This is a genomic window from Streptomyces sp. Je 1-369 (assembly GCF_026810505.1).
Taxonomy (GTDB): domain Bacteria; phylum Actinomycetota; class Actinomycetes; order Streptomycetales; family Streptomycetaceae; genus Streptomyces.
In genome coordinates, this window is the sequence record NZ_CP101750.1 from 3,283,712 (window position 1) to 3,295,646 (window position 11,935).

The 11,935-nt window shown below is 70.3% G+C and carries 10 protein-coding genes and 1 tRNA gene; 6 read left to right on the forward strand and 5 right to left on the reverse strand.

The features are described 5' to 3' along the window. Positions 1-2: 2 nt before the first annotated feature. Together NOO62_RS14915 and NOO62_RS14920 are read left to right on the forward strand one after the other, a co-directional pair. Positions 3-1,118 (forward strand): sensor histidine kinase, encoded by a 1,116-nt coding sequence (locus tag NOO62_RS14915; protein WP_268775625.1) that lies wholly within the window; start codon positions 3-5, stop codon positions 1,116-1,118. Continuing rightward, positions 1,109-1,753: a response regulator transcription factor gene (locus tag NOO62_RS14920; protein ID WP_055567499.1), complete on the forward strand. Its 645-nt coding sequence runs from the start codon at positions 1,109-1,111 to the stop codon at positions 1,751-1,753. Before NOO62_RS14915 ends, NOO62_RS14920 begins: the two co-directional genes overlap by 10 nt. 21 nt (positions 1,754-1,774) lie before the next feature. Here NOO62_RS14920 and NOO62_RS14925 read toward each other — a convergent pair whose 3' ends face one another. From NOO62_RS14925 to NOO62_RS14945, 5 genes are all read right to left on the reverse strand, one after another. Continuing rightward, positions 1,775-2,095 carry a hypothetical protein gene (locus NOO62_RS14925; RefSeq protein WP_268771378.1) on the reverse strand — a complete coding sequence of 107 codons (321 nt, stop codon included), beginning with the start codon at positions 2,093-2,095 and terminating at the stop codon, positions 1,775-1,777. A gap of 31 nt (positions 2,096-2,126) precedes the next feature. Beyond that, positions 2,127-3,785: an AMP-binding protein gene (locus NOO62_RS14930; protein ID WP_268771379.1), complete on the reverse strand. Its 1,659-nt coding sequence runs from the start codon at positions 3,783-3,785 to the stop codon at positions 2,127-2,129. A gap of 164 nt (positions 3,786-3,949) precedes the next feature. Next, positions 3,950-4,552, reverse strand: coding sequence for a lytic polysaccharide monooxygenase (locus NOO62_RS14935; RefSeq protein ID WP_268771380.1), 603 nt, complete (start codon positions 4,550-4,552; stop codon positions 3,950-3,952). Between the two features lie 78 nt (positions 4,553-4,630). Next, positions 4,631-5,311, reverse strand: coding sequence for an AAA family ATPase (locus NOO62_RS14940; protein ID WP_268771381.1), 681 nt, complete (start codon positions 5,309-5,311; stop codon positions 4,631-4,633). Beyond that, positions 5,295-6,488 carry an SPFH domain-containing protein gene (locus tag NOO62_RS14945; protein ID WP_268771382.1) on the reverse strand — a complete coding sequence of 398 codons (1,194 nt, stop codon included), beginning with the start codon at positions 6,486-6,488 and terminating at the stop codon, positions 5,295-5,297. The genes NOO62_RS14940 and NOO62_RS14945 overlap by 17 nt, the downstream gene beginning before the upstream one ends. A 276-nt stretch (positions 6,489-6,764) precedes the next feature. Here NOO62_RS14945 and NOO62_RS14950 point away from each other — a divergent pair. From NOO62_RS14950 to NOO62_RS14965, 4 genes are all read left to right on the forward strand, one after another. Next, positions 6,765-6,838, forward strand: a tRNA-Lys gene (locus NOO62_RS14950). A 76-nt stretch (positions 6,839-6,914) separates the two neighbouring features. Then, a complete protein-coding gene (locus tag NOO62_RS14955) occupies positions 6,915-7,628 on the forward strand; it encodes a FadR/GntR family transcriptional regulator (RefSeq protein ID WP_268771383.1) in 714 nt (237 codons plus the stop codon). A gap of 299 nt (positions 7,629-7,927) precedes the next feature. After that, positions 7,928-9,853 carry a glycosyltransferase family 2 protein gene (locus NOO62_RS14960; protein WP_268771384.1) on the forward strand — a complete coding sequence of 642 codons (1,926 nt, stop codon included), beginning with the start codon at positions 7,928-7,930 and terminating at the stop codon, positions 9,851-9,853. Then, entirely contained in the window at positions 9,850-11,787 is a 1,938-nt protein-coding gene (locus NOO62_RS14965) for a kelch motif-containing protein (protein ID WP_268771385.1), read from the forward strand. Before NOO62_RS14960 ends, NOO62_RS14965 begins: the two co-directional genes overlap by 4 nt. The last annotated feature ends 148 nt before the right edge of the window (positions 11,788-11,935 follow it).

The following is an 11,935-nucleotide window of genomic DNA, read 5'->3' on the forward strand; positions in this document are numbered from 1 at the left end:
TCATGCGGGTCGCCGGGGTGCTCGTGGGGTGCCTGACCGCCCTGCTCGGGCTGCTGTACTTCGTCGCCGCCGGGGCGGCACTCGGCGCCTTCCTGCTCTGGCCGCGCACCCGCGCCCGCGCCCACGCCCTCCTCGCGGCGGGCGCCCGCAGGCTCACCGGACTGGAGCGCCGCCGCCGCTCCCTCTTCTTCCACGACGCTTTCCCCGAGCACCGCGCCGACGACCGGCAGATCCTGCGCTATCTCGCGGCCCGCACGTACTCCGGACTGCTGTGCGCCGTCGTCGTCGGCCTCGTCGACTTCGGCGCCGTCCTCGCCGGGATCTTCGCGGTCTCGCTCACCACCCGCTCCACGATGACGTGGGTGGACGTGCTCAGCCAGGTCGTGCTCGGCGGCACCCTGCTCTTCCTCGCCGTGCAGGGGCTGCGCGCGCTCACCGAGCAGGACGCCCGGCTGGCCCGCGAGTGCTTCGGGCCCTCCGAGCGTGAACTCCTCCAGCGCCGCATCGACGAGCTGGCCACCAGCCGCGCCGCGGTCGTCCACGCGGTCGACGTGGAGCGGCGTCGCGTCGAGCGCGACCTGCACGACGGCGTCCAGCAGCGGCTCGTCGCCCTCGCCATGCTCCTCGGCCGGGCCCGCCGCGGCCGCACCCCGGAACGGGCCGACGCCCTCCTCGAACAGGCCCACAAGGAAGCGCGGGAAGTCCTCACCGAGCTGCGCGAGGTGGCCTGGCGGGTCTACCCCACCGCGCTCGACGGCCTCGGGCTCCGCGAGGCCCTCGGCGGGGTGTCGGAGCGGTGCGCGGTGCCCGTGCGCATGGAGTACGACGTACCGGACCCGCTGCCCTCCGCCGTCGAGACGGCCGCCTACTTCGTCGTCTCGGAGGCGGTGAACAACGCCGCCAAGCACGCGGCGGCCGACGAGGTCTCCGTACGCGTGGAGCAACGCGGCGCGATGCTCTCCGTCCTCGTCCGCGACACCGGCGTCGGCGGCGCGGACCCGGCGGGCAGCGGGCTCACCGGCCTGGGCAGCCGGGTCGCCGCGCTCGACGGCACCCTGCGTGTCGACAGCCCCCTCGGGGGTCCCACCACGATCACCGCGGAGCTGCCGTGCGCGTAATACTCGCCGAGGACTCGACCCTGCTGCGGGAGGGCCTGGTCCGGCTGCTCGCCGAGGAGGGTCACGAGGTACTCGCCGCCGTCGGCGACGCCGACGCGCTCCTGCGCGAGGTCGAGGCGCACACGCCCGACGTCGTCGTCACCGACATCCGCATGCCGCCCGACCACACCGACGAAGGCCTGCGCGCCGCGGTACGCATCCGTGAACTCCGCCCGGAGATCGGCGTGGTCGTCCTCTCCCAGTACGTCGAACGCAACTACGCGGCCCAGCTCCTCACGTCGAGCGCCGAACGCGTCGGCTACCTCCTCAAGGACCGGGTCGCCCAGGTCGAGGAGTTCCTCGACGCGCTGGAACGGGTGCACGCCGGGGGCGCCGCCATCGACCCGGAAGTCGTACGGCAACTGCTCATCCGCACCACCCATGTCGACCCCCTGACCCGCCTCACCCCGAGGGAGCGCACGGTCCTGGAGGCGCTGGCCGAGGGCCACACGAACGCGGCCATCGGCGAGAAGCTGCACATCTCCCTGAGCGCGGTCGAGAAGAACCTCAACGCCATCTTCGACAAACTGGGCCTGCACCGGACGACGGGGTACAGCCGGCGGGTGCTCGCGGTGCTGCGGTATCTGGAGTCCTGAGCGGGGGCCTCGCCCAAGGGGTTACGACAGGACGAACCCGTCCATGACCAGCGCCGCCGCGAGCCCCGCGGCGAGGAGCCACGTGCCGAGCCTGGTGCGGCCGCGGCGGCTCAGTTCGATCACGCCGCCGCAGAGGATGAGCAGCAGGCCGTAGACGCCGACGACGAGCACGGAGGAGCGGCTGGCCAGGCGCAGGGCGAGGACCACCGCGGCGGCGGCCATGAGCAGCGAGGCCGCGGCGATGCGGGCGCGCCGGGCGCGGGCGGCGGGGGTGGGGCCGTCCTGGGGCGTGTCCTCGTCGTGGAGGTGGTCCTGCGGCTCGGTCTGTTCTGGCGCGCTCATGGACGTGGATCGTAATCGGTCAGGAGAGCGGTCACGTGAGGAGGGCGTCGCGGCCCTGCGTCCTGTAGTGGGCCAGCAGGGTTGCCGTGTCCGTCGGCGTCAGGGGTGCGTACACGGAGGCGCCGGGCGGACGCCACCAGACCGGGTCGGCGCAGCGGAAGCCCTCGCGGCGCAGCTCGCCGCGGGCGACCTTGTTCGTCGCCGTCACCGGCATGCGCGGGACCACGCGTACGAAGCGGGGCGTCATCTTGGTGCCCAAGTCGGGTTGGGTGACGAGGAATTCGGCGAACGAGAGCGGGTCGAAGGGGGTGCCGGGGGGTGGGGTGAGTGCCGCCATCACCTGGTCGCCGGAGACCGGGTCCGGTACCGCGTAGACCGCCACGGCCGCCGCTCCCTCGTACCGGGCGATGATGTTCTCGATCATCGCCGCCGCCAGGTTCTCGCTGTCCACCCGCAGCCGGTCGTCCGTACGGCCCGCGAAGTAGAGGTAGCCGTCGCTGTCGCGGTAGAAGAGGTCCCCGGTCCAGTACCAGCCGTCGCGTCGGCGTTCCGCCTGGGCCTCGTCGTTGCGCCAGTACCCCTCGAAGGGGTTCGGGCCGCGGTTCACCAACTCTCCTATGGCCGCCCCGCCGTTCAGGAGGCGGCCGGAGGCGGTGAAGAGTGCGGTATCGCACTCGTGGCGCGTGTCCGGGTCCACCACCGCCAAGTCGTCGCCGGGTGCCGCGCGGCCGATCGCCCCGGCAGGCGTGCCCGGCGTCCGCTGAATCGCCGCGCCGCCCTCGGAGGAGCCGTACCCCTCGACGAGCCGCACCCCGAACCGCTTCTCGAAGCGTGCCGCGTCCACCGCTCCCGCCTCGGTGCCGAAGCCGACCCGTAGGGGGTTCTCGCGGTCGTCGGGCCGCTCGGGGGTGGCCAGGACGTACTGGACGGCGCGGCCCACGTAGGTGAAGTACGTGGCGTTGTACTCGCGTACGTCGTCGAGGAAACGGGACGCGGAGAAGCGGGGGCGCAATGCCACGCCCGCGCCCGCCGCCAGCGCGGGGGCCCAGTCCGCGATGACCGCGTTGCCGTGGAACATGGGCATGCAGATGTAGTGGGTGTCCTCGGCGCGCACGCCGAAGTGGGCGACCAGGGAGCGTCCTGCGGCGGCGAGCCTGCCCTGGCTGCAGATCGCCGCTTTGGGGGCGCCGGTCGAGCCGGACGTGAAGTAGAGCAGCATGCGGGTGCCGGGGCGCACGGTCGGGGCGATGGCGGGGGTGGCGTCGGCGTAGGGCGCGAGGAGGTGCGCGTAGGCGTCGGTGTCCGTCACCAGGAGGCGTACGCCGGGGAGTTCGAGGCCGTCGAGCAGATGCAGGTGGGCGCGTTCGGTCACGAGGACCGCGCAGTCGGTGTGGAGGATGTCGCGGGCCAGCTCGGGGCCGCGCCGGGTGGGGTTGATGCCCGCGACGGCCGCTCCCGCGAGGGCGGCCGCGCTCAGCCAGAGCGGGTACTCGGGGGTGTTGTCGAGCAGGACGCCGATGTGCGGTGCGGCGTGGCGCGGCAGCAGCTCGGCGAGGAGCGCGGCCCTGGCCGCCGCGCCCGCCGCCACCTGGTGGTGGGTCAGTTCACCGCCCGCGTGGCGCAGGCCGGTGCGGTGGTCGCCCCACCGCGCCTGTACGAGTTCCGCGACCGTTGCTCCGGTGGACTCCATGAGCGCGCACCATAATTGATGGCCCATCAGAAGTGGAGAGCTGCTCCAGGCGCGGCTCGGCCGGGCGGAGCGCCTGACCACCTGCGAGCGCCTCCGCGCACGCCGTGAGGTCGGCACGGCGTGCGCGGAATTCACCCGCGGGGTGAGGGGGGAAGTTCCTCAGGTCAGAATTGGACGTCCGAGCAGGCGTAGAACGCGTTCGCCGTGTCCGCGACCGTCCAGACGGCGACGATCACGTGGTGGCCGCTGCGGCCGCCGGGGATCGTGCCGCTGTGCGAGAGGGTCGCGGGTGGCTGCTGGCTGTTGTACGGGACATTGAGGAACGGCGTGGTCTCCAGGGCGGACCTGGACACCGCCTTGCTTTCGTCCCAGCCCTGCTTGGTGATGTAGTACTTGAAGTCCGTGGTGCGGTGACGCGCGGTGAACTGCCAGCGGAACGTGTAGTTCTGGCCGCCGCTCACCTTCGTCGTCGGCCATGCCGAGCCGTTCGGCGCCTTGGGCGAGTCGAGCTGGTTGAAGCCGGCGACGCCCGCCGAACAGATCTTGCCGTCGGCAGGCCCCGCGGCCGGGAAGCCCTTCAGGCCCTCGACGCTCTGTGGCTCCCACTGGATGGAGCCGCAGTTCGCCACCACGCCCTTGGCGCAGTTGATCTGCCGGCTGGCCGGCAGATCCGTGTAGCCGTGGCTGCTCGCGCCACCGGCGGAGAGCGCGAACGCGCCGACCGTGCCGAGGCCGACCATGGCCGCGTACATCTTCTTGTTTCGCATGTGCCGCTCCTGCCGAACGAGGGGGTTCCGTGAGACGTGCGCGCACTGCGGTCTAGACCAAGCATGAGGTTATTGCCGTTAGTTGAACATGTCCATACCAATCGTGGAGAGGATCCGTCCGCATCGCCGACGCGAGGTCTCCACGAGTTCACCGTTGGGCCCGTCGTTCGTCGCGAGCCACTCCGCCGCCCCCTCCGGCGTCCGCCCACCCGACAACTGCCGCTCCATCAGCCGCTGTTGACGTACCTCTCCAGGTGAGTCCACGTACCAGCACTCCCCCATCAGCGCCCGCGCCTCCCGCCAGCCGGGCAGATCGCAGGCGAGATAGTTGCCCTCGGTGATCACGAGGCGGGCGGCCGGGGCGACGAGGTGCCGGGCCGCGATCGGTTCGTTCAGCGTGCGGTCGTAGTCCGGTACGTAGATGTCGTGCCCCGGGTCGTCGAGCACGCGGCGCAGCAGCGCGACGTATCCCGCCACGTCGAAACTGGGCTCCGAACCCTTGCGACCGGTGAGGCCGAGCCGCGCCAGCTGATCGTTGGAGAGGTGGAACCCGTCCAGCGGCAGATACGCGGCGCCCTCCCCGAGCCGGTCGGCCAGGGCCCGCGCGAGCGTCGACTTACCGGTGCCGGGCGGGCCCGCGATGCCCAGGACGGCGCGCGGGACGCCGTACGTCAGCCGCCAGGCGTCGGCGGCGAGACCCGCGAGCCCACCCGCGCTCTCCACGTCGTCGGTGCTCGCCACGTCATCGGTGCTCTCCATGCCCCGTATAGAACGCCACCGTCAGGTCCTTCACCAAGGCCTTGCGCTCGCAGTCGTCCAGTTCCACGAGCCCCCGGGTGGTCAGCCGCGTCACCGTGTCCTCGACCGAGTCGACCACCGACGTCAGGACCGTGTCGCGGTGCCGCGCGTCGAGGGCGGCGACCCGGCGGCGCTGCATCACGGCGGCGACCTCGGGGGCGTACTCGATACGGGTCGGCTGCGCCGAGAAGACCTCGACGCCCACCGCCTCCGCGTCCGCGGCGAGCGCCCGGGTCAGCGCGGCACCGACGGCGTCGGCGTCGCGCAGGGTCGGGCCGTCCTCGTGGAAGGCGTCGGCGGGCAGCCGCGAGAGGACCCGGGCCGTGGTGGCCTCCACGCACTCCCGCAGGTACTCCTGATGGTCCTCGACCGCGAGCGTCGCCCGCGCGGGGTCCTTGACCCGCCACACCACGAGGAGCACGACGCGCAGGGCGACACCGCTGCGGTCCACGGCGGGCATCGACTCGCTCCGCCAGTGCCGCAACCGTACGTCGACACGGCGGCGCAGCAGCAGCGGGTTGACCCACATGAGGCCGGTGCGGCGGACCGTGCCCCGGTAGCGGCCGAAGAGGGTGAGCACCCAGGCCCGCCCGACCCGCCCGCGCGCCAGGCCCCCGAACCCGAAGAGGCCGAGCGTCCCCGACCCGGCGAGCGACGCCCACTGCGCGGCGCCGAGTCCTGTCCCCTCGTACCAGGGCAGGCCCGTCACCCGCAGCGCGGGCTCCGGCAGCACGCCCGCCCACCACAGCGACAGCGCGCACCCGGCGACACCCGCGCACCCGCCGAGCACCCCGGCGAGGCCCGGCAGGACGCGCGCCCGCCGCGCCACGAGGGCCGGGTCGACGTCGGGCACGGGCCGGGCGACCGGCGCGGTCACGTACGGAGTGCTGCGCCGCGTCACCCGCGGCTGCTCCCCGGACCCCTGCCTGCGCCGCACGACGGCGGGCGCGAGCGGTACGCCCGTCACGTCGTCCGGGTCGTCGCGGAAGAGGAGGTGGACGGGGATCTCGGTGGTGGCCTCGCTCTGGATCACCCGCGGCGAGCGCGCACCGGACTCGGCCGCCCCACCGGCCTGCGGAGGCCGGGAGGACTGGGGGGACTGGGGGGACTGGGGCTGTGAAGCTGCCGTCGCACTCATCCGTGCCTCCGCCTCATTCGGACGTCGATCTCGTACGGGCGCCGCCCAAATGCCGGAGCGGCCTCCGTGCGACTCCCCTCACACCCCGGAAAAGAATGTTCGCGCATCTGCACGTCCGCCAGTTTCGCAACTGTCCCGGAATACCGCATGTTGATGGTCCGAATGATGGATCAGGCCGCCATCACCTTCCCCGCGGCGCGCCCCCGGGCCCCGCGGACGGCCGCCGACCGGTCCTGAGCACCCCCGGACATCCGGTAGAGTTCTCCAGGTCAGCAGGCGCCGCTAGCTCAGTTGGTTAGAGCAGCTGACTCTTAATCAGCGGGTCCGGGGTTCGAGTCCCTGGCGGCGCACAGACAGCGAAAGCCCTCCGTTCACGCGGAGGGCTTTCGTCGTTCCCCCCGCGCGCCTACCGCTACCGTGTCCGCCATGGCGCGAGACATCCAGGAGCGGATCAAGAAGCTGATCATCGATTCGAGGCTGCCCTCCGGGGCCTCGCTGCCGACCGAGCCCGAGCTGATGGAGCGCCTCGGGGTCAGCAGGAACTCCGTGCGGGAGGCTCTGAAGGCGCTCCAGGCGATGGGGATCGTGGAGATCCGGCACGGTTTCGGGACGTATGTCGGTCCGATGTCGGTCGCGCCGATGATCGAGGGCCTCGCCTTCCGGACCGTCGCGGGCCACTACCGCGGCGAGGACAGCCTGCTCCAGCTCCTGGAGCTGCGGGAGGCCGTGGAGACCGGGCTCATCGCGCGCCTCGCGGGCCGTGTCCCCGAGTCCGACCTGACCGAACTCGACGCGCTCGTGGCGCGGATGGAGGCCGAGGCGGCGTCCCCGGAGGGCGAGGTGCGGGCCGAGACCGACCGCGCATTTCACGCCACGTTGTACCGCGGCCTCGGAAATCTGCTTCTGGGCGAGGTTCTGGAGGCGTTTTGGGACGCTTTCCACCGAGTCCGAACGGATCTCGTGGACGTACCGCAGGATCCCAAGGTCACCTGCCGCCAGCACCGCGAGATCCTGGAGGCGGTACGCTCTGGCGACGCCCTCCGGGCTGAGCAGGCCATACGCGAGCACTTCGGTAACATTCGAACCCGTCTGGGCTCACCAGTCCCAACAGACGTCTCAAGTCGCTCGTATGACCGGTAAACCCCTTGTATCGCCCTTGCGATCATGCCGTAAGCCGTAGAACCCTGTCCTGGAGCCATCGGCTCTCATGAGGCGGGCGATACGGGGCAGTTGGGGGCCCGGGACGCCCGCGGCGGGACAGGGACGGGGGTCCCGTCCATGAAGCGATGTCGAGGGGGGCATCATGCAACCGGAAGGTCGCCTTCTCATGTCTTAGGAGAAGGTGGCCTGCCGCTGATGCGTTCGTGACGGTTCAGGGGCACCGGAACGAACGGAACGACCTACGAACACGCGGGCGACCGCGTGCGGGGGGATGACTCATGACGTCGACGCCGACGGGCGCGCGGCAGAACGACCCGTCAGAGACGACCCAACTCCGGGTGCCGTCGCACACGACGGGTGGGTTCCGAAGAATCAAGAAGACCCTGCCGCGGTACGACTACGAGCACTACAGCCGGCTCGCGGGGCCGCTGACGCAGCCCGACCCGAGCAAGCCCTACAAGGTGAAGTACCGCTCGCTGCTCTCGCAGGAGCCGCACAAGATACGGGCCGCGCTGATGCTGGGCGCGGCCCCACTGCTCTCCCTGGTGCTGCTCGGCTGGCTGCTCCAGCCCGAGCACTGGACCGAGCGGGACTACGTGGACAACGCGTGGCTCCCGGTCCTCGACGTCGTCATGCTCATATCGATCGGTCTGATCGAGTTCTTCCGCTGCATGAACGTGCTGTCCAACGCGCACGCCACGCTCGTCGCCCGCGACCCGATACCCGTGGTGCCCGAGACGGGCACCAGAGTCGCCTTCCTCACCTCGTTCGTGCCCGGCAAGGAGCCGATCGAGATGGTGACGAAGACACTGGAGGCCGCGGTCAGGATCCGGCACCGCGGTCTGATGCACGTATGGCTCCTCGACGAGGGTGACGACCCGGAGGTCAAGGAGGTCTGCCGGCGGCTCGGCGTGCACCACTTCTCCCGCAAGGGCGTCGCGAAGTGGAACATGACGAAGGGCCCGCACCGCGCCAAGACCAAGCACGGAAACTACAACGCCTGGCTGGACGCGCACGGCGACGACTACGACTACTTCGCCTCGGTCGACACCGACCACGTCCCGATGCCGAACTACCTGGAGCGGATGCTCGGCTTCTTCCGGGACGAGAACGTCGGCTTCGTCATCGGCCCGCAGGTCTACGGCAACTACGACAATTTCGTCACCAAGGCCGCCGAGTCGCAGCAGTTCCTCTTCCACGCGCTGATCCAGCGCGCGGGCAACGCGTACGGCGCCCCGATGTTCGTCGGCACCTCCAACGCGGTGCGCATCAGGGCCCTGAAGCAGATCGGCGGCCTGTACGACTCGATCACCGAGGACATGGCGACCGGGTTCGAGATCCACCGCGCCACCAACCCGGCGACCGGCAAGAAGTGGAAGTCGGTCTACACCCCGGACGTGCTCGCGGTCGGCGAGGGCCCCAACGCCTGGACGGACTTCTTCACCCAGCAGCTCCGCTGGTCCCGCGGCACGTACGAGACGATCCTCAAGCAGTTCTGGAAGGCACCGTTCTCACTGCCCCCGGGCCGCCTCTTCAACTACACGATGATGGTCATCTTCTACCCGATGTCCGCCATGAACTGGATCCTCGCGGCGCTGAGCTGTGCGCTGTTCCTGGGTCTCGGCGCGTCCGGCGTGAACATCGACCCGACCATCTGGCTGATGCTGTACGGCAACGCCTCGGCGCTGCAGATCGGCCTGTACATCTGGAACCGCAGGCACAACGTCTCCCCGCACGAGCCCGAGGGCTCCGGCGGTGTGGCGGGCATGGTGATGTCGGCGCTCTCCGCGCCGATCTACGCCCGCTCGCTCCTCGACGCGGCCCTGCGCCGCAAGAGCAAGTTCGTGGTGACCCCCAAGGGCGACTCGGCGAGCCCCGACACGTTGTTCGGGACCTTCCGGATCCACCTGTTCTTCATCCTGGTCTTCGGCGCCTCGATGGCGGCCTCCTTCATGTACGGCCACTCCCACCCGGCGATGATCACCTGGGCGACCTTCGCCCTGCTGATCACGGCCGCGCCGATCTTCGCGTGGCGCTGGGGCATGCGGCAGGACAAGAAGAAGCCCCCGCCGCCCGCGCCGGACGCGGGACCGCCCGCGCCGCACGCAGCGCCGCACGCCGCGCCGCACCCCGCGCAGCAGAAGCCCAGCTGGGCCGCGCCCGACGAGACCATGCAGATTTCCCTTGGGGGACGTAAGAAATGAAAGACCGTTCCAGCCGCCGTCGCGCCCGCCGCATCGCGATAGGCGCGGCGGTCGTCCTCGCGCTGGCGGGGATGAACGGCCCGTGGCTGTGGCGCGTGGGCTCCGAGAAGTACCACGACTACAAGATCAACAAGCCGGAGTACAAGGCGGACAACGGCCACTGGGAGGTCCTCGACTTCCCGGAGGAGTACCGCCAGAACACCATCCACGCGGCGCTCCTGCACACGGGCAAGGTCCTGCTGGTCGCGGGGTCCGGCAACAACCAGAAGAACTTCGACAAGAAGAAGTTCGACACCCGGCTGTGGGACCCGGTCAAGAACACCATCAAGAAGATCCCGACACCCACGGACCTGTTCTGCACGGGCCACACCCAGCTGGGCAACGGCAACCTGCTGATCGCGGGCGGCACGCAGCGCTACGAGAAGCTGAAGGGCGACATCACCAAGGCCGGCGGCCTGATGATCGTCCACAACGAGGACCCGGACGAGCCGAAGACGATCCCCGCGGGGACGAAGTTCACCGGCAAGAAGAACGGCAAGACGTTCGTCTCCCAGGACAACATCCTGGTCGAGAAGGCGAAGAAGGTCTTCGACAAGCAGACCGGCGCGTTCGTGCGCACGGAGCCGGGCCTCGGCCGGGTCTACGTGGAGGCGCAGCGGAGCGGGTCGAAGCACGAGACGGGCACCCAGGACAACTACCGAATCCAGGGCCTGAAGGGCGCCGACACCCGCAACGTCTACGGCATGGCGCAGAAGCTCGCCCTGGACAAGAAGGACTTCCAGGGGATCAAGGACACCTTCGAGTTCGACCCGGTCGCCGAGCGGTACATCAAGGTCGACCCGATGAACGAGGCGCGCTGGTACCCCACGCTGACCACGCTCACCGACGGCAGGATCCTCTCCACCTCGGGCCTCGACGAGATCGGCCAGCTGGTCCCGGGCAAGAACGAGGTGTACGACCCGAAGACCAAGAAGTGGACGTACACCAAGGGCATCCGCCAGTTCCCGACCTACCCGGCGATCTTCCAGATGGCCGACGGCAAGCTGTTCTACTCCGGTTCCAACGCCGGGTACGGCCCGGACGACGTCGGCCGCAAGCCCGGCGTCTGGGACCTGGAGACCAACAAGTGGCAGGGCATCCCCGGCCTGAGCGACCCGAAGCTCATGGAGACGTCCGGCACGGTCGAGCTGCCGCCCGCCCAGGACCAGAAGTACATGGTCGTCGGCGGCGGCGGTGTCGGCGAGTCCAAGGAGTCCAGCGAGAAGACGCGGATCGTCGACCTGACGGCGGACGACCCGAAGTTCACGGACGGCCCCTCCCTGGAGAAGGGCACGCGCTATCCGCAGATCTCGACGCTGCCCGACGACACGGTGCTGATCTCCGGCGGCTCCGAGGACTACCGCGGGCGCAGCGACTCCAACATCCACCAGGCGCGGATATACGACGCGAAGACCGGTGGGATGAAGCGGGTGGCCGACCCCGAGGTGGGGCGCAACTACCACTCCGGTTCGGTCCTGCTGCCCGACGGCCGCGTGATGTTCTTCGGCTCCGACTCGCTCTACGCCGACAAGGCCAACACGAAGCCGGGCGTGTTCGAGCAGCGCATCGAGATCTACACGCCGCCGTACCTGTACCACGGCTCCCAGCCGTCGCTCGGCAAGGGCCCGGAGACGATCAGGCGGGGCGGGTCGGGAACGTTCCCGACCAAGCACGCCTCGTCCATCAAGACGGCCCGCCTCATCAAGCCGAGTGCGTCGACGCACGTCACGGACATCGACCAGACGTCGATCGCGCTCGACCTGAAGAAGTCCGCGGGGGAGGTCACGGTGACGGTCCCGAAGAACCGGTCCCTGGTGGAGTCCGGCTGGTACATGCTCTTCGTGACGGACGACCAGGGCACGCCGAGCAAGGCGCAGTGGGTGCGGGTGCCGTGATCCGTGAGGGGCGCGGGGAAGGCCCGCGCCCCTGACGGGGCGCTCCTAGGGCCTGTGTCGGAAGTCCCGTCGTCCGCCCGGAGGGCGGGCCCCGCGGCGTCCGGTGCGTGCGATCGCAAGGCGGAGGGTCGCCCCGATACTGGTTGTA